Source organism: Frankia tisae (assembly GCF_025403405.1).
Taxonomy (GTDB): Bacteria; Actinomycetota; Actinomycetes; order Frankiales; family Frankiaceae; genus Frankia; species Frankia tisai.
Genome location: NZ_JANEZT010000047.1, coordinates 1 through 25,933, shown reverse-complemented (window position 1 = coordinate 25,933; position 25,933 = coordinate 1). Strand labels below are relative to the sequence as shown.

Sequence of the window (25,933 nt, the reverse complement as noted above, 5' to 3'; positions counted from 1 at the left end):
CCGCCAGATGGCCGTCAGCACCCGGACGAACGAGGCCAGCGCCTCGTTGCCGGTCAGCCGGGCCAGCTCCATGTGCAGGTGGTGCCCGGCGTCAGGGGGGCCATCGAGCGACTCGCCGGCGTCGGCGGCGAGCAGCGTCTCGAGCCGGGCGGTGAGCTCGGGGCCACGGCGTTCGATGAGAATGTCGACGCAGCTCAGCTCCAGTGCGTCCCGCACGATCCGCAGGTCGTCGACGCTGGCCTGGCTGTACTCCAGGTACAGCGCGGTCGCCTCGACGGTCGCCGCCGGGTCCGGCTCGGTGACGACCAGGCCGCCACCGGGACCGCGACGCATCTGCGCCACCGAGTGATATTCGAGCAGCCGGACGGCCTCGCGCAGCACCGCCCGGCTCACCCCGTAGCGGGCGAGCAGCTCGCTTTCCGAACCGATGACCACCCCGACGGGAACGCCGTCGCGGGCCACGTCATCGCGGATGCGACCCGCGACCGTCTCGGCGAGCTTTCCCGGTGGCACCGTCACACCCGGACCCGCCCCCAGGCCCGGTTCGCGGAGCCAGATGAGCTGCCCGCCCGTGCCCGTACTCCCGTCCGTCCCCGTCCCCGTCTCCGTCCCCGTGCTCGTGCCGTCGCCGGTGGGCGGCGCGGTCATCCACTCGTGCATGGCCTCCAGGTGCACCGCCGCGAGGTGCTGGGCGCGGGCGGCGTCCCCGCCGATCACGGCCTCGGCGATGGCGGCGTGGTTGCGGTGCACCTCCTCGGAGACCTGGGCCTGCCGGGCCGGGGAGGCGCTGCGGCGGGTCGTGGCGTACCGGTGGGCGGCATACCGGAAGGTCAGGGAGTTGAGTACGTCGACGAACAGCACCAGCACCGGGTTGCCGGTGGCCGCCGCGATCGCGTGGTGAAGCTGGTGGTGGGAGCCGAACTCGGTCGGGTCCGCCGTCTCCTGCCGGGAGATGATCGCGCGCAGGTTGCGGATGCCGTCCTCGGTGATGCGCGCCGGGGCCAGGGCGGCGGCCAGCGACTCGATGATGAACCGTGCGCGCAGGATCGACTCGATGGTGACCCCGACGTACTCGAGGTAGACGCCGAGTGCGGTCGTCACCGCCACCTCGTCCGGCGCGCGGACGATGAGCCCGCCGGACGGCCCCCGGCGCATCGTCGCCACCTGGTGGTGCTCGACGATCCGTACGGCCTCCCGGAACACCGCCCGGCTGACCTTGTACCGCTCGATCAGCGTCGGCTCGGAGCCGATGACCGCACCGACCGGCCAGCCCGCGCGGACGATGTCGTCCTCGATCCGCCAGGCGACCTGCGCGGCGAGCTTGCCGCGGGCCTCGCCCCGCGGGGGATGCCGGACACTGATGGCCGTACCGCGCGCCGACTCCACGAGCCTGTCCGTGGAGGGCATCGCCGTCGGCCTCCTCCCCGGGATGTGGCATGGCACGGGATCGCGCGGCACCGAACCGGGCCGGCCCCGGTCGGCGGGGTCAGCGAGCGGAACGGGCTCTCGCCCGGCCTGCCGTCGTACATGCTCGGATGTCCAAGGATATGCGCGCCGGGACACACCCGGGAGTGCTCTCCGAAACGCGCCGGCCGCTCTGGGTAGCCCGAACGGGGGTGCCCGCGGCATCGCCCGGGTCTGGCAGGGTGCCCGCATCCAGACGAGCTACGGCGGCGCGAAACATCCGGCCAGCGTGTCGTGCCCGGGTAGCGGATGGCGAGTGCTTGGGTGCTGGGAGCGTTGGGCAAGAATCCACCTCCCCTGGCGGCTCCGCTCCTCCCGTAGTCGTGTAGCATGACCTCCAGATCCTAACGGACCGCATCCCACGGGCCGCTCGGGACGAAAACTGAAGATCGCTGTAAGAGCATGGTCCCGTGGTGAAGTCTGGAGTTCACGCCGCCCTGTCAAGGCGGAGGTCGCGGGTTCGAATCCCGTCGGGACCGCGTTCGTATGGCCGGAAGCTTCTTCCGGTTCCTACGATTCCGTACAACCCGGGGCAGGTAGCTCAGTCGGTACGAGCGTCCGCCTGAAAAGCGGAAGGTCGGCGGTTCGACCCCGCCCCTGCCCACTCGATCCTGATCCTGCCTGCTCGCCGCCTTTGGGGCGGCTTCGCTGGTGGGATCTCGTCATTTTGCCGGGGGGGCCGAGCCCCCCGAACCCCCACGTGGCCCTGGGTTGTCGGCTGGTGGGGGGCGTTGGTCAGTGCGGGTGGATTCGGGCTTGGCCACGGCCTTGGTGGTGATGTGGTCCCCGGCAGGCGAAATATGGGCCGTACTTTCAAAGATTATTTAGCACTTTCTGTATGGGTCGCTGTGGCCGCTTGAATCCGCCCTGGTATTCCGCATCGGCTCGCCAGGACACGAAGTTCCTGGTCAGAGCGCAGGCTGAGGTCCTGAAGCAGGTCGCGGACGAGGGTCCGAATCCACGAATGGTCGCGAATCTGTTCGGGGCCACCTGCTTGGCCTCCATCAGCGCGGCCAAGACGCTACCTCGGGCGCGACGTTGCGCGTGGGCGCGGGCCACGTTGACGAGGAAGTGGATGCGGCGTTCCGGCGAGAGGCCGGCGGTATCGATCCGGGCGGCGCGGCCCAGTGCGTCGCCTGTATCCCCCAGGTCAACTGCCACTGACATCTCGTGGAGCGTGACGTTTGCCGGCCCGAACTCCATGTTGAAGTCGTTGCGTCCGGTGCCTACGAGGGACGTCGCTTCGATGCCGAGCCCCAGCAGCCGTGGGCGGAGCGCGGTAACCATAGGTCTTGGCCCCCGGCGCACACATTTGCCGACGGTCGAGACATTCGGACACTCCCGGGTAACGGCCGGTCGAGGTCGCTCAGTTTGCCGCTGGCCACACGTATCCGAGCAGGGTCTGCTGGGAGAAGCCACTGGTGACGTAGCCGTTCAACGCACCGCTGCCCTCGCTCGCGTAGGCCCAGTGCTGCCCGGTGCCGTCCGCCAGCCGGTACAGCGGCACGGTGCCGGCGTACTGCTCCTTGAACACCCAGCCGGCGGGGTCCGTGTTGCGGGTCCAGACGCCCCCTGGTGGCGCGCCGTCGGTGACGAAGTGGTTGATGTCGGCACCGCACTGGTTCCCGGGGCACTGGTAGTCGACGATCGGCTTCAGGAAGGGTGCAGCGGTCGCGTCCCGCCCGGACGCGGACGCGGACGCGCCGACCTCGCCCTTCTGTTCGTAACCGGCCTGTGCGGTGGTGCCCTCTCCACGCAGCAGCCAGACGCGGGCGTTGTCGTTCTTGCGGAACCGGAGGATCGGCTGCCGGGCGGCGGACCACGAGTAGACCGTGACGGCGGTGTTGGGATCGACGCTGGTGCTCCCAACCGGGCTCTGCTCGGAGACGTTGGGCGTGGTGCTCGGCTTGTTCGCCGACGTGCAGATCAGCCCGGCCTGCTGCACCTGCGCGCACGCGGCCGCCGGGTCGAGGCCGACGACGTTCGGGACGACCGGGGCGGCACCGGCGATGGTGACGGTCAGCGCGGTGCCCGGCGCGGCCTGGGTGCCCGGCGGCACGCTCTGCTGCACGACCTTGCCGGCCGTGGCCACGCTGCCCGCCGGCCCTTGCTGCGTGGTGCACGCCAGAGCCGCGCGGACGGCGTCGCAGGCCGTGGCGCCGTCCCTGCCGGTGAGATCCGGGACGCTGAAGCTGGCGTAGTAGGTCACCGAGACAGCGGTGTCCGCGTCGATGCGGGTGCCTTCGGGTGGCTGCTGCGCCGAGACCGTCTCGAACAGGGTGATGTCGGGGGCCACCCCGCCCGGCGTCGGCGTGCACCTGGCCTTGGCGGGTACCGCCTGGCAGGCCTGCTGGTAGGGCTGACCGATCAGGTTCGGCATGGTGGCCGGCGCCGCGGTGGGCTGGAACGTGAGGGTCACCTCGGTACCCCTGGGCACGCTTTCGCCGCGGGTGGGGGCGGTTCGCTCGATCTTCTCGGTCCCGTCGCCCTGCGGTCCGGAGCACAGCAGTCCGACGTCGCGCAGCCGCTGGCAGCCCTCTCGCGTCCCCATCCTGGTGACGTCGGGGACGGTCACGGCGGGAACGGTTGGGACAGCGCCGGGTGGCGACGCCGACGGCCCGCCCGCGCCGCCGCCCTGGGGTAGCAGCGAGGCGGCGGGCGCTGGGGGAGCCGCCGGGGTCCGAGACGGACCCGGCACCTCGGGCGTGGAGAACGGCTGGGACGCGGATGGGGGCGGTGCCGCCCGGGGTGCCCGCGGCAGGACTGCCGGTGGTGCGGGCGTCGTCGGCGTCGATGGCGGTGACGTCGGCGGTGGCGGTGACGTCGGCGTCGTGGTCGGTGGGGCTGACGGCGAGAGAGGGGATGCGGGTGTCTGGCCGGGGCCCTGAGCCGCGCCCGCGGCCGGACTGGCATCCTGCAGGCGAACCAACCGGTCACCGTTGAAGCTGGTTGCGAGCAGGGCCACGGTGGACTGGCCGGAGACCTGCGCGGCGACCTGACCATTGCGCGCAGTGAGATTGATCTTGCCATCCGGCCGTTCGGCGTCGCATAGCGGCCGGCTGTTGCTGGGGCCCGCGCCGGCCGCCAACTCGTACCGGGCCACCAGGCATAGGCCGTTGACGGGCAGGTAGACGGTGTCCTTCGTGATGGTCGGCTGGTCGGCCTGGGGATCGACGTCTGTCCGCCATGTCACGCCGGTCCGCAGGTCCACGCCGGCGAGCCAGGCGCGTTCGTTCGTTCGAGCACCACGGCGGCGGCCTTGGGTGCCCGACGAGAGACCGGCTGGCCCGAGCCGGGTGCTCGCCGACGCGGCACGGGCAGCCCATCCGCGCGCCCGGCTGGGCGCACTGGACGACCTGCGGATTCTGGTCGACGCGGCGGCGTTCTCGCCCGGTCCGGTCGACGAAGCCGACGCGGCCCGTGCTTGGCAGCTCGCCGACGGCATCCGTCGCCAGGTAGCCGCCGCCGTGCCCCTGCGCCGCCGCCTGGTAGCCCGTCTCGACATCCGCCCCCTCCTACGCCGCGCCGCCGCCTGACAGCCAAAATCGCTGCCAGTGCCAGCACGTCAGGGCTCCTTCGCGCAGGTCCCCGCTGGCCAGCCACCGCTGCTCGGCGAGGAGGCTGGCCTTGCCCATGGCGCGGGCCAGTCTTGAAGGGGCGCGGCGTTGCTTGGGCCGGTGTCGGTCCTCATGGCCGATGTGGACATGTGTCGCCCACAGGGAGCGTCGCGAACACGGATCGCTGGTCCCTCGTCGAGGGCTCGGTGCTGCCGGCCGAAGGCGGTGTCCGGCCGTCGGCTCCGTCGCCGTTGCGATCCTTGCCGGACGAGGAGGCCCGGACAAACAGCCCACGCGGGAGGCCACAGGCCTTGCATCTGGCGGCGTACAGTCGGCGGCATGAAGCGGATGGTCCAGATCCCGTACGAGCTGGAGCAGACCGAGGACGGCACCTGGGCGGCCCATGCGTCGTTCCCCAGCGGTGGCGCGCACGGGCTCGGTGACACTCCTGAGGACGCCGTTGCGGATCTCTACGAGGCCGTCAGTCTGGTCATCGAGGAGTTCGGAGTTCCACCGCTCCTGACGATCGTGCAGGACGTCGCCTGATGCCACCACTTCCCGTGCTGCCCGGCGGGAGGTCGTCAAGATTCTCGAGAAGTTCGACTTCAAGGTGATCCGCATCAAAGGCAGTCACCACATGATGAGGAACACCGAGGGCCGATTCACAGTCGTACCAGTTCATCCGGGCCGTGACCTCCCGGTCGGGACACTGCGTCGGATCATTCGTGACACGGGGCTGTCGATCGAGGAGTTCGTCGCCATGCTTTGATCTGCGGTCCGTCGGCCGGAGGTGTAGCAACGGGCGTAGCAACGTCGGTGATCAAGTAGGTACTTCGGCGGCGCTCCACGGACGAAAACGCACGAATACGGACGCTGGAAATACGGTCGATTCGGCCTGAAAAGCGGAAGGTCGGCGGTTCGACCCCACCCCTGCCCATTATCTCCGATCTGCGGTTTTGTCGCCGAAATGATCTTCTTGAGCTCGGTGGAAGATCGTTATATGGCAACGGGTGTGGCAGCGAGCGGTATGTTTTCGCGGCGGGCGTTCATGGTAGGTGATGTCTCGCGGTCTCGCCCTCGACCTGCGCGCCGGTGACCTTCCGCGGCGCTCCCGGACGAGTTCGTCCCACCACCCGCGCAGGCCAGCACGATCCGCGATCTCAGCGCCAGCACCCGCGCAGTCCTGCGCCGCCGCGCCCACCCCTCCAGCACCACACGCTCGGCAGACGACAACTTGATGGGTTCCGCGCTCGGACCAGGGACCAGCCCATTCTATCTGCACGCGAATCTACAACTCGGGACGCCAGGGAATTCCATGAAGACGATGCGCCTGCCTGCCGCTCCGGCGCATCCGGAAGCCTCCGATCCATCCGCTCGATGCCTGAATTCAGACTTTTCGCCTATATCTGGCGGATTTCCCGTCCCTGATCGAGTTGCTCTCCTGGGTCGCGGATGGGACGGTAGAGGGGTAATTTCGAGAGAGGGTGAGACGCGAGATGGCCGGCCACCATCCGGCTTATGGCTATCCGGTGCTCGGCGCCTTCTGGACCATGCTCTTCATCTTCCTTCGGGCCATCTGATCGATGCTCATTTTTCGTGTATCCATCGATCTTTTCCGTGACCGGGAACCGAGTGGGTGGTCGAAGGCGGGCTGGGGAAGTCGACCATGCGCGGGCACAACGGGAGCAGGGCGACGCCTATATCCGGGAGACAGCCGTCTGCGCCGGGACGGACACGGACACGCTCTCCAGGCTCGCTGAGCTCAGGGCGAGCGGCGACCTGCCCGAGGCGGAAACCAGCGTGCCAAGGAGAAGATCCTGCGCTGAAACCTCTCGCGAGGACGGTATGAGCGAGCCGCGCCCCACCGGCGCCGCGACCAGCGGGTCTGTCAGGGGTGCGGCACACCGAGGGCTGAATGGGGCGCGCCCCGCGAGGAGGACCTGATCACGGCGGAGCGGTTGTGAAGCTCGGGAGGACGGTTAATCGTGCGTTCCTGGATGGTGCGCCGGCCGGGGCGGCGTGCGGGAGCGCCGGTTTCCCGATCCCGGCGGGTGGCGGCTTCAGTGGCGTTGGTGGGCTTCGCCGCGACGGTCGCTGTCATCTTCGCCCGGCTGATCGACCGGCCGATTGCCTTGCCGGTTTCGGTCGCCGCTGTGACGATCTCGTTGGTAGCGGGCTGGACGGCGCTGGTCGGACGGGGGCTGCGCCGCCTGAGCGCGGCTGTCTTGGCGGCCTTCACACTCGGCGGCCTGATCGCCTTCGCGGGGGTGGTCGGCCTGACCACCGTGCTGGTCACCGCGTGCCTGCTCGTCACGTCGGGAACCGCGGCGCGCGGCGCCTTCGGACGACACCGACCAAAGGGGCTCATGGTTGGAGCCGCCCGGCGCGGTGTCCTGCTGGTGAACCCGCGCTCCGGGGGCGGCGCCGCCGACCGCCACCATCTCGCTCAGGAGGCCGCCCGGCGCGGGATCGCGGTCGTTACCCTCACGGAACGCGCTGATCTGCGTTCCCTCGCGGAGGACGCCGCCGACCGCGGAGCCGACGTGGTGGGCATGGCGGGCGGCGATGGTTCGCAGGCACTGGTCGCGGACGTGGCGCGGCGGCGAGGAATGGCGTTCGTCTGCGTCCCAGCCGGTACTCGTAACCACTTCGCCCTTGATCTTGGCCTCGACCGGAAGGATGTGGCGGGGGCGCTCGACGCGTTCGACCTCGCTGTCGAGCAGCGGGTTGACCTCGGTCAGCTCGGTGACCGCGTTTTCGTCAACAACGTCTCGTTGGGCGTCTACGCCGAAATCGTGCAGTCCGACAGCTACCGTGACGCCAAGATGGGAACGGCGGCCGCGATGCTGCCCGCCCTGCTGGGCGTGGACCGCGCTCCGCCGGATCTTCGCTTCACCGGCCCGGACGGTCGCGCCGGGTCGACCGCGGACGTCCTGCTCGTGTCCAACAACGCCTACCAGCTGCACAGCCTTGGTGGTTTCGGTACCCGGCCCCGGCTCGACAGCGGCCGGCTTGGCGTGGCGGCGTTGCGCGTCGATCGCGCTCGCGACCTGCCCGCCCTCGTCGCGCTCGAGTCCATGGGTGCCATCAGCCGGTTCCGCGGTTTCCACCAGTGGACCAGCCCCACCATGCGAATCGACTCCGCACGGCCGGTCAGCGTCGGCGTGGACGGGGAGGCGCTGCGCCTGCCGCCACCGCTGGAGCTCCGCTTGCTTCCGGCGGCTGTGCGCGTTCGGATCCCGCTGCACGCGCCCGGGGTCCCCGCCGCGCGGCCGGGTGTCTGGGGGATGTTCCCCGCGCTGATCCGCATCGCGGCCGGCCGGTCGCCGGCATGAGCCGCGCCGCGCGGCCTCGGAGCGGGTGGCAGCCGTCCCGGTCATCGTTCTCAGGGCTTCGTCTGCTCGATCGGAGTGGTCGGCGGCCTCATGGTGCATCGGAGGGCTTGCCGGCGGGGCTCGCGGGCTCGGGTTGTGTGGTGCCGGCGGCGGCAAGGACACCCAGCGCGGCCATGGTAACCGCGACCACCACGAGGACGAGGGCGACCGATGACGGGGTCGGAGAGTTCCACAGCGCCAGGGCCAGCGCCCCGGCCCCGATGACGATCCCGCTGGTGAGGCGGCGATGCCTGTCCAACCAGCGGCCCGCGCCGCCGGCGCGCACACCCATCCGGGGCGCGGCCCGACCGACGGCTCCGGTGGCGCGGGCGGCGCCGGAGCGGATGGCCCGGGCGCCGCGTCCCGGCCCGTAGAGATATCCAGCGACCACGATGATGACGGCTATGGTCAGCCAGGTAAGCGCGCTGTCTCGCAGGAAACGGACGAGAGTGTCGTAGATGGCTGCTGCCGCGTCCCGCGGCTGGGTGTCGGGCGAGACGGAGTCCAGATAGGTCTGGCGCATGACGGCCAGTCCCACGAGTAGCACGACCATCATCACGCCGAGTCCGATGCCCGTGGCCATGAGCCCGGCGCGGTGCGAGGGTGCCAGCCACACGCCCAGCGCGGCGAGTGCCACAACGGCGACCGGCAGCCAGAGGCCGAGGACGTCGAGTAGACGCAAGGCGTCCTGAGCCTTGGTCAGTTTTTCGGTCCGCAGCAGCACGATCTGTCGGTCGACGTCAGGAATCTTGCCGGCCTTCTCGAAGCCGGCGTCGGCCAGCCGCTTCTGCACGCTGTCGACGACCGGGCCAATGTCCAGCACGATCGTGTTGTCCTTGGCCTGCACGGCGCCGCTGCCCTCATCGGTGAGAACCTTCACCACGGCGGCGTGTGCCCGACGGTTCGCGTTCTCCCACACCAGGGGGAACTGGTCACTGGTGACCACCCCCTGAACCACCTGATGCACCGCGCTGGTCAGGGCGGTCTTCAGCGCGCCGGCCAGTGCGTCGGCGTGGTCCACGACAACGGGGGGAGCGCCGTTTCGCGCGAGGACGCCGTCGAGCGACGTGGTGACCTGATCGACGTTGACGTTACTGACGACCCGGTCGGTCAGACGGTCGATCACCATGTTCTGCACCGCGGGGTCGGTGGCGAGCGGGGCGACGGTATCCCCGTACCGGTCCGAGTCGGAGATCGTCGTGTCCGCCCAGGCGGCAACCACGCCGAGTGGCGCCAGCACGGCGGCCAGCAGGAGCAGGAGGGACGCCCCGACAGTCCGTAGCCGGTCGTGCCGCACCGCTGCCGCGCTGCGCAGCTGCTCGTACTCCGCCCGCTCCCCGCCGGACAGGGGATGCTCGCCGTCCGAATGCGCCGGGCCGCTGGAGCCGCCGCCAGCACTGGCAACCATGACGCAGTCCCTCCTGCATTCTGCCTGGCGAGGCCGCCATCACGGTCTCGCGGCCGCGTCCTTCCCTGTGAGGAGTAGCCGAAAACTGCCGGCGGGCGAGACGGGAACGTGGCGCCGAGAAACTCGAAAAAATCCTGAAATCCGCTTCATCCGCCTCGATCCGTTGACGTCGTATTTTTGCGGGCCGCCGGCCCCGGGCAGCCAACACGAGGAAAATATCCTTGAAATGCAAGTGGTCAAATTAAGGGGAGAGTAATGACGGCACAGGCTCCTGAGCGGACACTCGGCGCGATCGCGCACGGCGAGGCGCCGGTCTTCGAAGAGATCGTGCAGATGCACCTGGACACGCTCGCGCGCTCGGACTGGACAAGATCCTGAACGAGGGCCAGGGGTAACGGGAACCCGGAGTGGAGCGGATCCAGCGCCGTCCGCGGTGCTGGGCGATCGCCCGGTTCGCCGAGGCCTGCGCCGACCAGAACGTATGCGATTGCGTGGCGCTCGCCGAGGTCGTGCGGTCCGGACGGATCAGCACGGCAGGCTGACGGGTGGGGGTTGGGGACCCGTCGGGGTCGGCGGTCCCCGGCTCGGCCCGACGGGATGCACTGACCCTCACTTTGAGTGATGCTGTGGGTGTGGGTCGGCGGTGGGGCCGGCCGGCGGCCGGGGCCGCCACGAGCAGGTCGGGAGGACGCTTTTTCCGGGATCCGCCGCCAGGGAGGTGACGGCGGCGGGAACGGCGGTGACGGGAACGGCGGCGTCCCTGGCTCGGGCGGAGGCCGGCTGGCCGCGAATGCCGCCGGCGGTCGGACCAGGCGGGGGTACCGGCGCGCCGTCAGGCACGCCCGAGGGCGGGCGCTGAAACCGGGCGGTGGGTTTCGGGACAGATGGCGCGCGTCGTCGGCGGAGGACCTGGCCCGCCAGTTGCGGGAGAGCGATCTGATCAACGGTGCGATGACCCTCGCCGCGCTTATCCTGATGCTGTTCTTCCCGTTCGTCATCACTCTGGCCGCGGTGTCGCCGCTGCGCCCCGGCGGTGCGGCGGAGATCATCGTCAGGCGGATGGGGCTGAACCACGACGCCGCGATGGCCGTCGAGCGTCTCTTCACCCCCCATGGCGGCGGCGGATCCGCGCAGTCCGGGTGGACGGTCCTCGGCGCGGTCTGGCTGAGCCTGGGCGGACTGAGCCTGGCCGGGGCGGTGCAGTCGGTGTACCTGCGGGTCTTCCGGCTTCCGGCGTTCGGCGTGCGCGGTGTGCCGGCTCAGGTGGTCTGGCTCGCCGGACTGATCGTCTTTCTTGCTGGTACCACCGCCACCGGGGCGGTGCTCACCGGCACGGTCGTCGGCCAGGTATGCCAGGGTCTGATTGTCATCGCCGCGATGGTACTGCTGTTCTGGATCGGCACCTGGATTCTCGTCCGCGGACGGCTGGGCTGGCGGGAAATCCTGCCCGTGGCCGTGTTCACCACGATCGGCCTGACCGGCCTCGGGGTGGTGAGCCGGCTGCTGTTCTCGACGTCGATCGTCGAGAACGAGCGGAACTACGGCGAGATCGGAGTCGTTTTCACGCTTCTTTCGTGGCTGATCGGACTCGGGGTCGTTCTCACCGGAGGGGCGATCGTCGGCGGCTGGTACAACGAGCAGGGCCTGTCCGTCCTCCGCGCGGTCAGGCGACGTTTGAGATCTTTGTTCAGGTGATTGTCCGTAGCCGTGAACATCGCCGGCACGTCCGGTAGTCCCGGGCTGATCCACGCCAGCGCCGTGGCAGGTTCTCCCCCATTCGCGGTCAGGGGCCGCGAACCGTGTGGTGACGCGCAGTTTTGGGTAGGTCTCTCAGTGAGACGTCATCGACATCCGATGTCGGCCTGCGCAAGGGGGCTTCGTCATGGATTATCCACTTCTGTCAGCCTTCTGGACGATGCTGCTGTTCTTCGGGCTTATGCTGTGGCTGTACGTGCTCTTCGCCGTTATATCGGACATTTTTCGCAGTCGTGACATCTCCGGCTGGGGGAAGGCCGGCTGGTTGACCGCCGTCATCATCCTCCCGCTTCTGGGTGTTCTGGCATACACCATATTCCGTGGCGATTCGATGGGCGAGCGGGCAATGGCGGACCGGCAGCGGCAGCAGGCCTTGTACCAAGGGTTCCAGCCGTCCGCGGTGCAGTCTCAGGGGGTTGCCGATGAAATGGCGAAGCTGGTCGACCTCCGGAGGAACGGTGAGATCAGCGAGGAGGATTTCCAGCGGGCGAAGTCCCGCGTTCTGACCTGAGCCCCGAAGTGAGATCAGTCGTGCGGGCTGGCGTCGGGCCGGCCGTCATCCGGCGTGTCGGCCCTGGAGGTGGTCCGGGACAACGGCGACGAGGATGGTGCCGGCGATGGCGGTGCCGATGGCGTCACAGGCGTGAAGATCTTTCATGTCGACTACAGGCTACTATGCGTGAAAGAAACGCAGTCCGCCATCGCGGCGAGAGCAAGACGGTGCCACCGAGAAACCGGGGCAGCTTCACTCTTCTTACCCGGGCTGCTGTGGACGGAAGGGGCGCTGGTGTGGCGTTTCGGTGACGACGAGTGCCGTGGACGGGGGTATCTCCCGCCACACCCCGGGTAGCTCGCTCAGCGGTTCCGACAGGACCGCGCGGGCGTCGGCGGGTATGCGCCGCAGGCGTTCGTGCTCGGGGTAGAGCATCCGGATCGCGTCGACGCTCTCAGACATGTACAAAGTGTTGACCACTGGCCCGCTGGCATATCTGGCCGCGAACAGCGTCTCGCCGTCGGCCAGCCCGACCGTCATCTGCAGGGGCTCGGCAATACCCGCGGCGGCTCCGGCGCTCTCGACGAAACCGGCCATTCGTTCCAGCCCTCCAATGGGGTCTTCCTCCAGCCCGAACGTCAGGGCAAGGTGAAACATCACCTCGGAATCCGTAGAGCCCTTTATGTTAGCGAACAGGTCAGGGCGTACGGCCATCAGCAGGTCGCGGCGAAGCGAGTCGAAGCTGTCGATGTATCCGTTGTGCACGAAAAGCCATTTCTGGTAGCGGAACGGATGGCAGTTCGTCTTCTGTACCGGTGTTCCGGTACCCGCCCGCACGTGCGCGAGGAACATCGGGGAGTAGATCTCGTCGGCCAGTTCCCGAAAGTTCTCATCACCCCACGCGGGTGAGTCGCTGTGGAAGATGGCCGGGGTCCTGCGCCGGCTGTACCAGCCCAGACCGGTCCCGTCGCCGTTCGGTTCGAGCAGGTCCGGCCCATGTCTGACGCTCTGGGCGATCAGTGATCTTTCAGGCTCGTACAACAACACACGTGGAACGATCGGCTCGCCCCGGTAACCCATCCACCTGCACATGTCATCCTCCAGTCTGCTATGGCAGGGATGCCCACGCGGCGTCGAGGCAACCGCGGCTTTTGCAGCCAGTACAGCTCTTGAATGGTCAGGGTCTGGCTACGGGGGTTCTGGATCGAGGGCCAGGCCGGTTTGGCCGAGGAAGCAGGTGATGATGTCGGGTTGGTACTGAAATACGTTTGAGCAGGGTCCTGATCGTCTTGCGGCCCTACTCGACCGCCTACACGATGGTCGCGAAGTTGTCCCAGGACCGTCGTACCCTGGCCGTCGCCTCAGGATTTCTTGAGCATTAAGACCCGGCGACCGCAGGTGCGGCACAGCCGTTGTCGAGGTTTCCCAGCCGTTTGCCCTCTCTTCTGCTCTCCTGGGCGAGCCTCCATAAGGTAGGAGCACAGCATTGGACTCCGCGGTCGTGGTCGTGGCGGTGACGCTGATGGCCTACGCGCTGGTGGAGCGGCGCCTGCGGCAGACGCCGATCAGCGGCGCGCTGGTGTTCACCGCGGCCGGCCTGCTGGCCAGCGAACAGGTCTCGGGACTGATCACCTCGTCCGTTGGTGAGCACGGAGCCGCCGCGGTCCTGGAACTGACCCTCGTAATCGTGCTGTTCACCGATGCCATGGGGGCCGGCCTAGGCCCTTGGGCGACGGAGTCGCCGCTACCCGGCCGGCTGCTGGGAATCGGGTTCCCGTTGACCATCGCCGTCGGCTGGGTGCTGGCGTCGGCGCTGTTCCCCGGCCTCGGCGTGTGGGAAGCGGCGCTGCTGGCGGCCATACTGGCGCCCACTGACTCGGCACTTGGGCTGCCGGTCATCAACAACCAGCGGGTTCCTCCTCTGATCCGACATGCACTGAATGTCGAAGGTGGCCTCAACGATGGCCTGGCCCTTCCGTTCGTGACCATCTTCCTGGCCCTGGCGCAGGAGGAAGAAAAAACCGCCGGCCGCGGACATGCCGTGTCGGTGTTTCTGCGCGCCCTGGTGGCCTCCGGTGCCATCGGGGTGGCGCTGGGCGCCGGTGGTGCCGTGGCCCTACGGTGGTCGATGAACAGGGGCTGGTCCAGCCGGCCGTGGCAGTCGGTCGCGCTGCTGGCCACGGCGACGCTGGCATACGCGCTGGCGGACCTGATCGACGGCAGCGGCTTCATCGCAGCATGGGCCGCCGGCCTCGTGGCCGGCCTGATCGCGCGCGAGAGCTTGTCCGCGGCGGAACAGATGCCGCAAGATGTCGCCCAGCTCGGTGTCTCCGTGAGCTTTGTGCTGTTCAGCGCCCTGTTCCTGGCGCCGGCCCTCGAACACGCGACCTGGACGGCGGTCACCTATGGGCTGCTCAGCCTGACTGTCATCCGGATGATCCCGGTCGCTGTCTCGTTGTGTGGATCAAAGGTCGCACCCCAGACCGTGGCGTATGTCGGCTGGTTCGGGCCACGCGGGCTGGCGTCGATCGTCTTCGCGGACCTGGTCGCTACCAGTGGCCTGCCCGAACAGCACCAGATCGTCCCGGTGGTGATGCTGACTGTTGGTATGAGCGTAGTTCTGCACGGCTTCACTGCGCCGTGGGGCGCTCGGCGCTACGGACGCTGGTACGCGGCCGCGGTAGCGCGCCACCCTGAGATCCGCGAAGCTGCCCAGGCGCCGCCGCCAACCCGCCTCGCCCGTCTATCCAGGGGGTCAGGACTATGATCACAGAGACCAGCCTGACAACGATGGCTCCTCCTGGAGGTCGTCGGACCGGGGGTCGGAGGCGGTGATGGTGCGGTCGCCGGCCTGGATGGTGCAAGGCCACCGTCACACCGTGCGCAAACCCGCCGGGCAGTGGCGCCGGGGCCCCGTCCACGTCACAAAGGCCCCTGTCTACCCGCGGATCCTCGACGAGCTGCTCCCCGAAGCCTTCCACGTCGACGCCGGGACAACAGCGCGGCGGCGACCAGGCCGATGATGCCGATGACGGCGAGTGTGGCCATGGCGGTGGCGTAGGCGTTCGTGGTCAGGCCGGCGACGAGGATGGTGCCGGCGATGGCGGTGCCGAAGGAGGAGCCGAGATTCGAGATGCTGCGGGAGAGGCCGGAGATCTCGCCCTGGCGTTGTTCGGGGAAGGCGGACTGGACGACGTTGACCGAGGGGGTGAGCATCACGCCGAGGCCGAGACCGATCAGCAAAAGTCCGGGGGTGAACGCCCACGGGCTGCGTGATCCGGCGACCAGGCCGATCAGGAGGACGATTCCGGTGACGGTCAGGGCGAACCCGGCCGTGATCAGAGTGCCCTGGGAGCGACGTTTCGCGAGCCGCTCAGCGGCAAGCGACGAGGCGAGCAGACCGACAGTGGCCGCGGTGAAGATGAGGCCGGTCCTGATGGCGTCGTAGCCGCGTACCACCTGGAGGAACGCGGCGACGGTGAAGGACGAGCCCATGAGCAGCAACCACTGGATGTTCTGGGTGACCAGGCCGAGGTTCGAGTCCCGGTTGCGGAACAGACTGGTGGACAGCAGCGGCTCCCGGCCAGCCCGCTCCTCGCGGCGTATCCAGTGCAGGAATCCGGCCAGCACGAGCATGCCGGCGGCCAGGAGGGCGGCCGCCAGAGCCAGGCTGTTGTCGGCGGCGAGGATGCCCATGACAGTCAGGGTGAGGCCGCCTGCGGACAGGACCGCGCCGGGGATGTCGAAGTGACGATGCGGGTCCGGCGGGAGCGGGTCGGTGACGGACCGGCTCAGCGCGATAATGATTGCGATGACCAGGGCCTGGAAGGCGAATGCCGCGCGCCAGCTGATCGCGGAAGTGATCAGGCCGCCGATGAGTGGGCCCGCCGCCGCCCCGAGGCCGCCAGCGGCCATGATGATCCCGAAGGCGCGGGCGCGGGCGGTGAGGTCGGTGAACAGCAACGTGGTGAGGATGTAGACCGGGGGGATCAGCAGGGCGGTACCGATGCCTTCCAGGATCGAGTTGCCGAGAACCAGTACGCCCACGCCCGGCGCAGCGGCGCTGAGCACGGCACCCGTTCCGTACACCGCGAGCCCGGCGAGGAAGCAGCGTTTGCGGCCGAGCCGATCGGTCAGCTTGCCGCCGGGGATCATCAGCGCGGCCATGACCAGGAGGAAGACCGTGATGACGACCTGAACGGCCTGGACGGTCGTGTCGAGGTCGCGGCTGATGTCGTTGATCATTACGTTCATGTTCGACCCGGCGAAGCTGCAGATGAACTGCGCGAGTGCGAGCGGCGCCAGGACCCGTCGGTTGGTGCCGGCCGGCCGTGGCGGGGTGCGGGGACCTGCATCGGGCGTCTGCTCGGTCATGGCCGCCGCGTACCTCGCTTCCAGTCGTGCCGCCGGCGGTCAGCGAGCCAGGTGCTCGGCGCGGTCGAGCTCCTCGTCGAGGGCGATGGCGGCGTCGATGAGCGCGAGGTGGGTGAAGGCCTGGGGGAAGTTGCCGAGCTGTTCGCCGGACGGTCCGATCTCCTCGGCGAACAGACCGACGTGGTTGGCGTAGGTGAGCATCTTGTCGAAGGCGTAGCGGGCCTGGTCGAGGCGGCCGGCGCGGGCGAGGGCCTGCACGTAGAGGAAGGTGCAGAGGTTGAAGGTGCCCTCGGAGCCCCGCAGGCCGTCGGGGGAGGCGGTGGGGTTGTAGCGGTAGACGAGGCTGTCACTGACGAGTTCGTCGTTCATGGCGTCGAGCGTGCTCAGCCAGTCGGGGTCGTTCGGGGCGAGGAAGCCGACGCGGGGCATGAGCAGCAGGGAGGCGTCGACGACGTCGGTGTCGTAGTGCTGCACGAAGGCACGGCGCTTGTCGTTCCAGCCGCGGTCGATGATCTGCCGGAAGACGGTGTCGCGGGCCGTCTGCCAGCGGGTGAGGTCGGCGGGACGGGAATAGGCGGTCGCGAGACCAATGGCCCGGTCAAACGCGACCCAGGTCATGAGGCGGCTGTAGGTGAAGTTCTGCCGGCCGCCGCGGGTTTCCCAGATACCTTCGTCCGGGCGATCCCAGTGGTCGGTGAGCCAGTCAATGACGGCGGTGAAGGCGTTCCAGCCGCGGATTCCGCCGATGTCCCTCGCCTCGGCGAGGGCGTAGGCGGCCTCGCCATAGATGTCGAGCTGAATCTGGTCGGCGGCAGCGTTGCCGGCTCTGACCGGTGCGGAGCGGCGGTAGCCCTCCAGATGGTCGAGGATCTCTTCGGTCAGGCGGGGTTCCCCGTCGACGCGGTACATGATCTGAAGCGGTTCGCCGGACGCGGTCCAGCCGGCGTCGAGGCGTTCGCGTAGCCAGCGGCGGTAGGCGTCCGCGTCGCGGGTGAAGCCGAGCGTGGTCAGGGCGTGGACAGACAAGGAGGCGTCGCGGATCCAGGTGTAGCGGTAGTCCCAGTTGCGTTCGCCGCCGATCTGCTCGGGCAGTCCCATCGTGGCGGCGGCGATGGGAGCGCCGGTGGGCGCGTAGGTGAGCAGTTTCAGGGTGATCGCCGAGCGGGTGACCATCTCGTGCCACCGGCCTCGGTAGCGGGAGGCGCGTAGCCAGGTCAGCCAGAAGGCGCGGCAGGCGTCGAACGCAGCGGTGATCGACGCCGCAGTGGGTGGCGGATCGTAGGGGCGTCCGCCGCGGGCGGCGGCGTCACCGCTCTCGCTGGTGAGGACAACCGCGGCCAGCTCGCCGGCGTCGAGAGTGAAGCGGGCGGAGACGTCGTGGCCGTCCGGATGGAGCGCGATCGGGGCGGTCGCCTGCACGTGCAGATCCGTATCAGGACCGTGGAACACCATCGATCCGTCGTCGAGATGGCGCAACGTGTGGGACGCGCGACCGTAGTCGAACCGTGGCCGGCACAGCAGCTCGAAGGGCAGACTGCCGCGAACCACCCGGGCGACCCGGATCAGCCGATGCCGCGTCGACAGGGTGGTCGAGGGGTCGGGCTCCATGAAGTCGACCACCTCACCCACCCCGCCCGGGGCCATGAACCGGGTGACGAGCACGGCGGTATCAGTCAGGTAGAGCTGCCGGACAGCGGCCTCGTCGGCCTTGCCGAGGTCAGCGGCCAGACGGCAGTGACCGCCACGATCGCTGTCGAGCAACGAGGCGAACATGCTCGGCGAGTCGAACCGCGGGGTGCACCACCAGTCCACGGTCCCGTCGGCGGAGACCAGCGCCGCGGTCTGCAGGTCGCCCACGAGACCGTGATCCGCAATCGGTGGGTAGTCGTTCATGGCGGCTCCTCCCGCGGTCGTCGCAGACCATGAGCCTGCCGACGGCCCAAGCCCACGGCATGCTTCCATCGTCGACATACCATTCCCTGGATTTCCAGATCGACGACCCAGTCCTTTCGCCAGCAGCGTCTCCGGCATGTTTCCACCGCGTCCAGCGATGGATCTACTCCACCCGGGTCTTCTCCGCTTCCTCCTCCGGGATGTGGATGTCGTCAACAGCGATGTTCACCTCGGTCACTTCGAGTCCGGTCATACCCTCGACGGAGCTGACTACATTGCCGCGGATGGCCTGCGCAATGCCCACGATCGACACCCCGTAGTCAACGATGACGTCGAGGTCGATCGCGGCCTGCCGCTCCCCGACCTCGACGCCCACCCCCTGAGCGACGTTGCGCCCGGACGAACCGGGGATTCGCTGCCTCAACGCGCCGACGGCGCGGGCCCCGCCGGTCCCGAGGTTGTGGACGCCTTCGACCTCCCGGGTCGCGACACCCGCGATCTTCCGGACGGCCGCGTCCGCGATCGACGTCCTACCCCTGCTCGTCACCAGTTCCGTGGTACCCCGCCGGGACACCTCACCGCCGTGCTTGGGCACTTCCGGTGCCTTGGGAGCGATCTTCTTCTCGGTGGTCATTGCGCTCATGAGATTTCTCCATATCACCGGAATCGCGAGGCAGGCCTGCGGAGCGTTTATCGATCCCACGCCACATCGCCTGCGACTCGTCTTACCCGGAGGTGACGGAGACACTCACCAGCGAGCGGTGCGGCGGTCACGGGTGCGCTAAAACCGTGCCCGGCCGGCGAGATCATGCAACCCTGCACGGTCTCCCTGCATACAGCACGAGGCCTGATCCTTCTTACGGTCGATTCACTCTTGACCCACCACCACTACCCGCCAAGTCCACACAAGAAGAATGATTTCTGGTATATAATTAAGAGTGGAGTGTTTCCAGCTTTCTCGGCTGGTTTCAACTATCCCGCACGAAGGCATAAAATCGCCGAGCCACGGCCCGGTCCTGTCCCGGTACGCAGCCGCCCGTACTCTGCTTGTTCGGCGGCCGCCGGAGGTAGCCATAATATGATCCTTTTTGAATTCAACCCCTGTAGGCTCACTGTCGCATTTTAGCCGCTTTCCCATCCGCAGGGTTGGGTAAGAATCGGGGGCTAAGTGTAGAATATTTGTAAGATTTCACACCGTCGACTGGCTGCGATCACGCAATCTATTCAAGCGGGTTTTACCGGTCGTTCCCTGGGTAGTGAGGCATTATGTAAGTGAAGATTCTGTGTGAACACAAATATGCATGAGGAGAGAAAATGACGACGCTAACGCCGGAGCGGACACTCGACGCGATCGCGCAAGGCGACTTCCCTGTTCTGGAAGAGCTTGCTCAGATGCATCTGGACACCCTTGAGAGGTCCGGGCTCGATGAGCGTACCTACCACCTCGTTCGTCTGGCCGCGCTCATCGCGATAGAGTCCGCACCTGCTTCCTACCTAGCGAATCTTGCTGCTGCCCGGGAAGTCGGGCTCACCGCCGCTGACGCCCAGGCCGTGTGCACCGCCATCGCACCGATCGTTGGGAGCGCCCGGGTCGTGTCAGCGGCCGGGAGCGTGCTGAGGGCGCTCGTGTTGCAAGAGGATTCTTCGGAGAGCAAGGAAAGCCAGGAATAGGACGACTTTCACCATCGGTCTCGATCCCCCGATCCCTAAATCCCTCGATTGAGAGGAGTAATCTTTCACGGGTACCGGGAGCGAGTGAAGGAATGCCCTCCGCCAGCTTCGCCTCGGCGGTCGAGACGAGACCTGCAGGAACTTCGGGGTTGCGCTGGACACCAGGATTGAGTAGTACGGCGTCGCCCTGGGCGAGGCGGTTGTCCTGCCACCAAATAAGGACCCGGAGTGTGAGGAACGACCAGCCGAAGGTGAGGACCGTGAGATTTCCGGCGAGTGCGGTGGTCTTCGACGAGGGGTGCGGACCCCGCCGGGTTCGTCACGGCCGTCGAGTCTCCGGCGCGGCCTCGGGTGTCTCCGGCGGTGCGGTCTTGCGCCGTTGACCTTGCTTGACCGCGCCGAGGACCGCGCGTATGAGCAGACCCAGCACGAGCAAGTCGGCCAGCATCTGCACCATCGTGACGATCCGGACGGATTCTGACTTCGGCGCTATGTCGCCGAATCCAACGGTAGCGAACACGGTGACGGTGAAGTACAGCGCGTCGGTGCGGTTCATCGGCTCGGTGAAGGTCCCCGCCCCCGTTCGGCTCATCAGGAAATACGTGCTCGCGAACAGGATCAGGAACAGGGGGATCGACAGCGCAAGCGCCTCGATGGCCCGGGCCGCGGGGTACTGCGACCGCAGGATCGAGCGCAGCTGCCAGCCGGCGAGCACCGCGAACGCCAGCAGCCCGACGACGAGCAGTAGGATCGCCGCCGGATCCAACGCCCCCCGCAGCGGCAGCACGTAGTAGAGCGCCACGAGCACCGTGATGTTCAATGCGGCCCGCCGCACCGAGTGTCGCACCAGACGCCGCCGGGTGGCCGGGTCCGGTGGTTGGGGACGCTCCCCGCCCACCCCGGGTGTGGTCATGGAGCGGGTTCCGCCGCGCGCGCCGGAGCCGCTGCCGCGCCCGGGTACAGCGGTCCCTGGCATCGGCGAAACGACGGGCCACAAGCCATGACGGTTAATCACCCCGATGGTGGATCCAGCCTGGTTAGCACGTCCCGCGGCGGGGCACGGTGGCGGTAAGGCTGGCAGGAGATACCCGTTCCTGATTCTCGTGGAACGCGAACGAGCGTACGGCGACGGTTCGGCCGTCACCATCGGGGACCCGGAAGAACCGCCACCGGCGGGCGCGTAGCGGGACGGCCGGCGGAAAGGAGCGGCGGATGCATACGGTACTCAACATCATCTGGCTGGTGCTCTGCGGACTGTGGCTGGCAATTCTGTATACCCTGGCCGCAATACTCTGCTTTATCCTGATCATCACCATCCCGTTCGGGATAGCCGCCCTGAGAATGGCGAACTACACGCTCTGGCCCTTCGGGCGGACGCTGGTCCCGCGGCCGGACGCCGGGGCCGGATCGCTGATCGGGAACACCCTGTGGATCATCGTGGCCGGGTGGTGGCTCGCGCTCGGTCACCTTACGACCGGCATCGCGCTCTGCCTGACGATCATCGGTATTCCGCTGGGCCTGGCCAACTTCAAGCTCATCCCGGTCTCGCTGATGCCGCTGGGGATGCAGATCGTCGATGTCGACGAGTACGAGGAGCGGGGCGCGCCGGTGCTCCGGTGACGCTGCTCGGCGAGCCGGCCAGGAGCGCTCGGCCATGAGGTGTGCCCACCCGGGAGAAGACCGGCGACGAGAGGCCCTCCCACCGGCCCACGAGAGGTCGAACATGACCACTGTTGTCACGCATCCCGCCGCGCGCGGTTCCCAGCCGCGACGGCCAGCCAGGACAGCGCCCGACCAGACCCTGCCGACACCGGCAGAGCGCGCGGCCCGGGGAAAGGAGGCGCGGACCCGGGCCCCGCGCCGGGCCCACGCGGAGTACGACCCGGCGCCGGACCGGGCCGACCCGATCGACGTGATCGACCGGCAGTCGCGGACCCGCCTGCCCGAGCTTGTCCCCCTCCGCTACCAGCGCATGATGGAGTCGCCGTTCAGGTTCTACCGAGGCGCCGCCGCGATCATGGCGGCGGATCTCGCCGGGACGCCGACGTCGGGAATCGACGTCCAGCTGTGCGGCGACGCGCACATGCTGAACTTCCGGCTGCTCGCGTCCCCCGAACGGCGCCTGGTGTTCGACATCAACGACTTCGACGAGACCCTTCCCGGCCCGTGGGAGTGGGATGTGAAGCGGCTCGCGACGAGCCTGGTCATCGCCGGCCGCGCCAACGGCTTCGACCCGTCCGAACGACGCGGGATCGTCACCGCGGCGGTCGGGGCGTACCGCACGTGGATGCACCGGTTCGCGGCGATGACCAACCTCGACGTCTGGTACGCGCACGTCGACGTCGCCGATCTGACCACGCGGTTCGCAGACGTTCTGGGCCGGCGGACTTCAAAGCGCCTGTCGCAGGCGACGGCGCGGGCCCGGTCGCACGACCGGCTGCGGGCGTTCGCCAGGCTGACCGAGGTGGCGGACGGCGAACGGCGCTTCGCGACCGACCCTCCGCTGCTCGTCCCGGTCAACGAGCTGCTCGCCGGGGCCGAGCAGGAGCTGCTGATGGGATGGCTCGGCTCCATCGTCGACCAGTACTCCACCACCCTGTCGGCCGATCGGCGCTCGCTGCTCGCCCAGTACCGGCTCGTCGACTTCGCGCGCAAGGTCGTCGGCGTCGGTAGCGTCGGCACCCGCTGCTGGGTCGCACTGCTGCTCGGCCGCGACGGCGGCGACCCGCTCCTGCTGCAGCTCAAGGAGGCCGGGACGTCGGTCCTTGCCGATTACCTGCCCGGGAGCGAGTACGACAACCAGGGCGAACGGGTGGTCGCCGGACAACGGCTCATGCAGGCGACCACCGACATCTTCCTCGGCTGGCAGCGAGTGGACGGCATTGACAAGCAGCGGCGCGACTTCTACGTCCGGCAGTTGCAGGACTGGAAGGGCATCGCGGTGGCGGAGGGCATGGTCCCGCACGGCATGACGCTGTTCGGGCGACTGTGCGCCGCCACCCTCGCCCGGGCCCACGCACGGTCGGGCGACCGCATCGCGATCGCGGCCTACCTCGGCGCCGGCGAGGCGTTCGACCGGGCGGTCGCGCGGTTCGCGGAGGCCTACGCCGACCAGAACGAGGCCGACCACGCCGCGCTGGCGGAGGCGGTCCGGACCGGACGGGTCAGCACCGCCGCCGTACCCTGACGCGCCGCTGCCCGGGAGGTCCGCTCTTCCGCCATGGCGGGCCCCAGGCTGACGACGACCCCGATCACCACGTGCTCCCCGGCCCGGAAGGTGTGCCCGCAGGTCTCGCAGCGCAGGTGGTTCCACCAGGACGCCGACGCGGTGACCACCGGGCCGTCGACCTGCCAGTCACTGCCAGCGAGGGTGGGGGTGAGTGGCAGGTCGGTGGTCTCGGCCGTTCCAGCTATCCCAGCCGTCTCGGCAGGCAGATCGGGGCGCGGGGTTCCGCTCGTCATCAGTTACGCGCTGCGCATACGTCCAGCTCACGTGCGTCGAAGCCGTGTCCGCGCCGCCATCAAAAGGGTATTAAACGGACAAATCCTGACAGTCGATCAGTGTTCCGCAACTTTTTCCTCGCTTCGGGGCATCGCAAGGGCGACAAGTCGCACATACATACGGTTTACTGTGAAACGTTCCGCATCTGCGGATCTGGTGCAGCTTCGCACACCCTGCGTTACACACGCAGAAGTTGTCATCCTCGGTGTGGACCGGCATATCTGCTCGCGTCGCGCACCTCTGATGGAAGGTTGACGTGAGATCACATCTGTCCATGCGGACGCGCGCAGTGGGAACAGCACTGGTCCTGGGCGCCGCGCTGGCTGTGGCCTTCCCATCGGCGGCGCACGCCAACTCCGTGGGCGTCACGGTGAAGTCGCCCGGGGCTACCAGCGGGCCTGCAAGCGCTAACTCCGAGATCTCCACCCACGCGGACTGCAGCAGTGGCCTGATCTCCGGCGGTGGGATCAACCAGGCCACCGGCACCGGCAACGGCAACCATGTGATGGGCACCTCGCCCAGCTCCAACGGCTCCACCGAATACACCGGTTCCACCGGGGTTGTCGGCACCGACGTGACGCACTGGCTCGGGATCGGCGGAAGCGGCGGCCAGGTCGACAGTTCCTTCTCCACCACCCCCTTCGCGGTGTGCCTCACCAGCAACCTGATCAACCACACCCAGGTGGTCATGAACAAGACCAACGCGCCCACCAGCGGGTCGACGGTGGGCCTGGTCACAGCGACCTGTCCGGCGAACACAGTCCTGCTCGGCGGCGGGGCGCGTGCGACCCCGGCCAGTGTCGGCAACTTCAAGCCGATCGCCAGCTTCCCCACCTTCAACAACTCCGCACATGACTATGGCCAGAAAGCCGCAGCCGACGGCGAGACCAACCCCAACGCCTGGACCGCCGTCGGGTGGGCCAACGGCACCAACAGCACCAACGAGACCTACGCCTACGCGATCTGCAGCGGAAACAACATCAATATCAGTGGCGTCACCGTGAAGGTCCACTTCAGCGAGGCGAGCGGCCCGACCACGGGGAGCGCGGGCCAGAAGGTGACAGTCAACTGCCCCAGCGGGGACGGGAAACTGATCAGCGGGGGCGCCGCCATCAGCGGAGGCAGCGTGACCACGACGGACTTCACCGGACCGGGCTCAGGCGGCGACCACCTTAACGGAAGTTTCCCCAGCGACTCGAGTGGAAACCCGGTCAGTGACGGGACCACCACGGCTGCGTACTGGACAGCCTTCACCCATACCGGGGGTACAAGCTCGCCGAACACCTACTCCGACGGCTGGGCGCTGTGCGCCAACGACGGCGTCTGAGGACACCTGTAACCCCGGTCCGCGGGCGGGTGCGGCACCGATCATAGCCCGCCCGATGTTTCGTCCTGTGACGAAACACGGTTTCTGCAACACCACAGCGGAAAGGTGGTCCCGGTGCCGCGCGCCGGGACCACGAAACTGTGCGGATATACAGACGATGCGGTGAAGAAGATCGTGGGCAGGAAACGCGGGGGCCCGCGGTGTTGGGCGACCCCACGATTCTGCGTGGGCTCGGGACCCTGGAACCCCCGTTCCGGGGAGCATAGCCAAGAGGATGTTCGGTCTTGGGATTTTTGTTTCTTTCACGAATACCCTACCAGAGGGGGCTGATCGTCATACGTAATCGTCGTGTATTTGCGTGGTCTGTTTCGGTGCTAGGCGTTGTGCTGAGTATGGGGCTGACCAGTTGCATGCCCGGGGCACCCGCGTCGGGCGGCTCTCCGGAAAAAGCCTGTGGGAGCTCAGGCGTCCTCGACAAGAAGACATGCACCTACAATGCGGTCGGATCAGACACCTTCACTGTGCCCAACGGCGCAAAATGGGTCGAGATCACGGCGGTCGGCGCCCAGGGAGGGCATTACTTTATTGCCGGTGACGCCGGTCATGGCGGCTCGCCGGTGGGTGATATCACCGGCCGTCCGGGTGGGGGCGGCGGCTGGGCGTACGGCGTGATAGAGGATCTGTCCTCAGGCCAGGTACTGCAGGTCGACGTTGCCGGTAAGGGCACTGACGGCACGGCGGCGAGCCGGTCTGGCGGGAAGAACAACGGGCCCTCCGGGGGGCAGGGCGCCGTGGGGGGCTTCGGCGGCTCCAACGGCGGTGTAGCAGGCGGTAAGGGGGACGCCGCCGGGGTCGATGGCGGGACCTCGAGCCTCAACGGTGGCAACGGCGCCGGTGGCGGCGGTTCCTCGGATGTACGGATCGCGGCTGCTGGCTGCGCGACGTTGACGTGCGCTCTGGCGGACCGGGTACTCGTCGGTGCAGGCGGCGGCGGAGGCGGCGGCACTGGTGGCCAGGGCTACGCGCTGGGCGGTGCCGGCGGCGGCGGCGGCGGTACTGCCGGCGCGGCTGGTGGTGCCGTCGTCGATGGTGGCCACCCGGGGACTCCTGGGGGC

The 25,933-nt window shown here is 68.2% G+C and carries 21 protein-coding genes, 2 tRNA genes and 3 pseudogenes; 15 read left to right on the top strand and 11 right to left on the bottom strand.

The genetic code is table 11. The annotated features are described in order from the left end of the window. Positions 1-1,407 (bottom strand): FadR/GntR family transcriptional regulator (locus NBZ85_RS07200; protein WP_261561683.1); only part of this gene is annotated, 1,407 nt, incomplete at its 3' end. Positions 1,408-1,868: 461 nt separating this feature from the next. On the opposite strand from NBZ85_RS07200, the gene NBZ85_RS07195 reads away from it, so the two are divergent. Together NBZ85_RS07195 and NBZ85_RS07190 are read left to right on the top strand one after the other, a co-directional pair. Continuing rightward, positions 1,869-1,943, top strand: a tRNA-Asp gene (locus tag NBZ85_RS07195). Between the two features lie 51 nt (positions 1,944-1,994). Next, a tRNA-Phe gene (locus tag NBZ85_RS07190) sits at positions 1,995-2,068 on the top strand. Between the two features lie 209 nt (positions 2,069-2,277). Here the strand turns inward: NBZ85_RS07190 and NBZ85_RS07185 are convergent. After that, positions 2,278-2,667, bottom strand: a complete 390-nt coding sequence (locus NBZ85_RS07185) for a hypothetical protein (protein ID WP_261558267.1) — start codon at positions 2,665-2,667, stop codon at positions 2,278-2,280. Positions 2,668-2,830: 163 nt separating this feature from the next. After that, positions 2,831-4,657 carry a PASTA domain-containing protein gene (locus NBZ85_RS07180; RefSeq protein ID WP_261561682.1) on the bottom strand — a complete coding sequence of 609 codons (1,827 nt, stop codon included), beginning with the start codon at positions 4,655-4,657 and terminating at the stop codon, positions 2,831-2,833. Between the two features lie 70 nt (positions 4,658-4,727). Here NBZ85_RS07180 and NBZ85_RS32580 point away from each other — a divergent pair, with 70 nt between their 5' ends. The 4 genes from NBZ85_RS32580 to NBZ85_RS07160 all read left to right on the top strand — a co-directional run bounded on the left by NBZ85_RS32580 (position 4,728) and on the right by NBZ85_RS07160 (position 8,356). After that, positions 4,728-5,000 carry a hypothetical protein gene (locus NBZ85_RS32580; protein WP_261558269.1) on the top strand — a complete coding sequence of 91 codons (273 nt, stop codon included), beginning with the start codon at positions 4,728-4,730 and terminating at the stop codon, positions 4,998-5,000. 369 nt (positions 5,001-5,369) lie between these two features. After that, a complete protein-coding gene (locus tag NBZ85_RS07170) occupies positions 5,370-5,567 on the top strand; it encodes a type II toxin-antitoxin system HicB family antitoxin (protein WP_261561681.1) in 198 nt (65 codons plus the stop codon). A 64-nt stretch (positions 5,568-5,631) separates the two neighbouring features. After that, positions 5,632-5,790, top strand: coding sequence for a type II toxin-antitoxin system HicA family toxin (locus tag NBZ85_RS07165; protein ID WP_261558271.1), 159 nt, complete (start codon positions 5,632-5,634; stop codon positions 5,788-5,790). A 1,294-nt stretch (positions 5,791-7,084) separates the two neighbouring features. Continuing rightward, on the top strand, positions 7,085-8,356 hold the full coding sequence (locus NBZ85_RS07160; RefSeq protein ID WP_261561680.1) for a diacylglycerol/lipid kinase family protein: 1,272 nt from the start codon (positions 7,085-7,087) through the stop codon (positions 8,354-8,356). Positions 8,357-8,444: 88 nt separating this feature from the next. Here NBZ85_RS07160 and NBZ85_RS07155 read toward each other — a convergent pair whose 3' ends face one another. Further along, a complete protein-coding gene (locus NBZ85_RS07155) occupies positions 8,445-9,803 on the bottom strand; it encodes a hypothetical protein (protein ID WP_261561679.1) in 1,359 nt (452 codons plus the stop codon). A 255-nt stretch (positions 9,804-10,058) separates the two neighbouring features. On the opposite strand from NBZ85_RS07155, the gene NBZ85_RS07150 reads away from it, so the two are divergent. From NBZ85_RS07150 to NBZ85_RS07140, 3 genes are all read left to right on the top strand, one after another. After that, positions 10,059-10,181 (top strand): hypothetical protein, encoded by a 123-nt coding sequence (locus tag NBZ85_RS07150; protein ID WP_261558274.1) that lies wholly within the window; start codon positions 10,059-10,061, stop codon positions 10,179-10,181. 543 nt (positions 10,182-10,724) lie between these two features. Beyond that, positions 10,725-11,498: a ribonuclease BN gene (locus NBZ85_RS07145; RefSeq protein WP_261557143.1), complete on the top strand. Its 774-nt coding sequence runs from the start codon at positions 10,725-10,727 to the stop codon at positions 11,496-11,498. Between the two features lie 187 nt (positions 11,499-11,685). After that, entirely contained in the window at positions 11,686-12,069 is a 384-nt protein-coding gene (locus NBZ85_RS07140; protein WP_261557141.1) for an SHOCT domain-containing protein, read from the top strand. 243 nt (positions 12,070-12,312) lie between these two features. On the opposite strand, the gene NBZ85_RS07135 is transcribed toward NBZ85_RS07140, so the two are convergent. Further along, entirely contained in the window at positions 12,313-13,131 is an 819-nt protein-coding gene (locus NBZ85_RS07135; RefSeq protein ID WP_261557139.1) for a class II glutamine amidotransferase, read from the bottom strand. A 427-nt stretch (positions 13,132-13,558) separates the two neighbouring features. Between NBZ85_RS07135 and NBZ85_RS07130 the strand changes: the two genes are divergently transcribed. After that, on the top strand, positions 13,559-14,818 hold the full coding sequence (locus NBZ85_RS07130) for a cation:proton antiporter (RefSeq protein ID WP_261557137.1): 1,260 nt from the start codon (positions 13,559-13,561) through the stop codon (positions 14,816-14,818). Positions 14,819-14,957: 139 nt separating this feature from the next. Further along, positions 14,958-15,059, top strand: a pseudogene (locus NBZ85_RS33970) (IS6 family transposase); the annotation flags it as partial. A gap of 109 nt (positions 15,060-15,168) precedes the next feature. Here NBZ85_RS33970 and NBZ85_RS07120 read toward each other — a convergent pair. The 3 genes and pseudogenes from NBZ85_RS07120 to NBZ85_RS07110 all read right to left on the bottom strand — a co-directional run. Further along, positions 15,169-16,425, bottom strand: a pseudogene (locus NBZ85_RS07120) (MFS transporter); the annotation flags it as partial. A 39-nt stretch (positions 16,426-16,464) separates the two neighbouring features. Next, entirely contained in the window at positions 16,465-18,318 is a 1,854-nt protein-coding gene (locus tag NBZ85_RS07115; RefSeq protein ID WP_261557136.1) for a glycoside hydrolase family 15 protein, read from the bottom strand. A gap of 163 nt (positions 18,319-18,481) precedes the next feature. Next, positions 18,482-19,021: an Asp23/Gls24 family envelope stress response protein gene (locus tag NBZ85_RS07110; RefSeq protein ID WP_261557134.1), complete on the bottom strand. Its 540-nt coding sequence runs from the start codon at positions 19,019-19,021 to the stop codon at positions 18,482-18,484. Positions 19,022-19,632: 611 nt separating this feature from the next. Here NBZ85_RS07110 and NBZ85_RS07105 point away from each other — a divergent pair. Next, the gene (locus NBZ85_RS07105) at positions 19,633-19,989 is read left to right on the top strand and encodes a carboxymuconolactone decarboxylase family protein (protein ID WP_261557133.1); all 357 of its coding nucleotides are present in this window, start codon (positions 19,633-19,635) and stop codon (positions 19,987-19,989) included. A gap of 319 nt (positions 19,990-20,308) precedes the next feature. Here NBZ85_RS07105 and NBZ85_RS07100 read toward each other — a convergent pair whose 3' ends face one another. Next, positions 20,309-20,902, bottom strand: a complete 594-nt coding sequence (locus tag NBZ85_RS07100; RefSeq protein WP_261557132.1) for a potassium channel family protein — start codon at positions 20,900-20,902, stop codon at positions 20,309-20,311. 299 nt (positions 20,903-21,201) lie between these two features. On the opposite strand from NBZ85_RS07100, the gene NBZ85_RS07095 reads away from it, so the two are divergent. Next, positions 21,202-21,609 carry a YccF domain-containing protein gene (locus tag NBZ85_RS07095; protein ID WP_261557131.1) on the top strand — a complete coding sequence of 136 codons (408 nt, stop codon included), beginning with the start codon at positions 21,202-21,204 and terminating at the stop codon, positions 21,607-21,609. 103 nt (positions 21,610-21,712) lie between these two features. Then, positions 21,713-23,176 (top strand): DUF2252 domain-containing protein, encoded by a 1,464-nt coding sequence (locus NBZ85_RS07090; RefSeq protein WP_261557130.1) that lies wholly within the window; start codon positions 21,713-21,715, stop codon positions 23,174-23,176. On the opposite strand, the gene NBZ85_RS07085 is transcribed toward NBZ85_RS07090, so the two are convergent. After that, positions 23,092-23,451 carry a hypothetical protein gene (locus tag NBZ85_RS07085; RefSeq protein ID WP_261557129.1) on the bottom strand — a complete coding sequence of 120 codons (360 nt, stop codon included), beginning with the start codon at positions 23,449-23,451 and terminating at the stop codon, positions 23,092-23,094. The genes NBZ85_RS07090 and NBZ85_RS07085 overlap by 85 nt on opposite strands. 329 nt (positions 23,452-23,780) lie before the next feature. Between NBZ85_RS07085 and NBZ85_RS07080 the strand changes: the two genes are divergently transcribed. Beyond that, on the top strand, positions 23,781-24,818 hold the full coding sequence (locus NBZ85_RS07080) for a hypothetical protein (RefSeq protein ID WP_261557127.1): 1,038 nt from the start codon (positions 23,781-23,783) through the stop codon (positions 24,816-24,818). Between the two features lie 686 nt (positions 24,819-25,504). Here NBZ85_RS07080 and NBZ85_RS07075 read toward each other — a convergent pair. Continuing rightward, a pseudogene (locus NBZ85_RS07075) lies at positions 25,505-25,933 on the bottom strand (hypothetical protein); the annotation flags it as partial.

What these genes read in the sequence shown, in the direction of transcription:
- NBZ85_RS07135 (WP_261557139.1), bottom strand. Translation starts at nt 13,131, where the DNA reads ATGGGTTACCGGGGCGAGCCGATCGTTCCACGTGTGTTGTTGTACGAG.
- NBZ85_RS07150 (WP_261558274.1), top strand. Translation starts at nt 10,059, where the DNA reads ATGACGGCACAGGCTCCTGAGCGGACACTCGGCGCGATCGCGCACGGC.
- NBZ85_RS07100 (WP_261557132.1), bottom strand. Translation starts at nt 20,902, where the DNA reads ATGACCACACCCGGGGTGGGCGGGGAGCGTCCCCAACCACCGGACCCG.
- NBZ85_RS07095 (WP_261557131.1), top strand. Translation starts at nt 21,202, where the DNA reads ATGCATACGGTACTCAACATCATCTGGCTGGTGCTCTGCGGACTGTGG.
- NBZ85_RS07115 (WP_261557136.1), bottom strand. Translation starts at nt 18,318, where the DNA reads ATGAACGACTACCCACCGATTGCGGATCACGGTCTCGTGGGCGACCTG.
- NBZ85_RS07085 (WP_261557129.1), bottom strand. Translation starts at nt 23,451, where the DNA reads ATGACGAGCGGAACCCCGCGCCCCGATCTGCCTGCCGAGACGGCTGGG.
- NBZ85_RS07155 (WP_261561679.1), bottom strand. Translation starts at nt 9,803, where the DNA reads ATGGTTGCCAGTGCTGGCGGCGGCTCCAGCGGCCCGGCGCATTCGGAC.
- NBZ85_RS07105 (WP_261557133.1), top strand. Translation starts at nt 19,633, where the DNA reads ATGACGACGCTAACGCCGGAGCGGACACTCGACGCGATCGCGCAAGGC.
- NBZ85_RS07170 (WP_261561681.1), top strand. Translation starts at nt 5,370, where the DNA reads ATGGTCCAGATCCCGTACGAGCTGGAGCAGACCGAGGACGGCACCTGG.
- NBZ85_RS07090 (WP_261557130.1), top strand. Translation starts at nt 21,713, where the DNA reads ATGACCACTGTTGTCACGCATCCCGCCGCGCGCGGTTCCCAGCCGCGA.
- NBZ85_RS07140 (WP_261557141.1), top strand. Translation starts at nt 11,686, where the DNA reads ATGGATTATCCACTTCTGTCAGCCTTCTGGACGATGCTGCTGTTCTTC.
- NBZ85_RS07185 (WP_261558267.1), bottom strand. Translation starts at nt 2,667, where the DNA reads ATGGAGTTCGGGCCGGCAAACGTCACGCTCCACGAGATGTCAGTGGCA.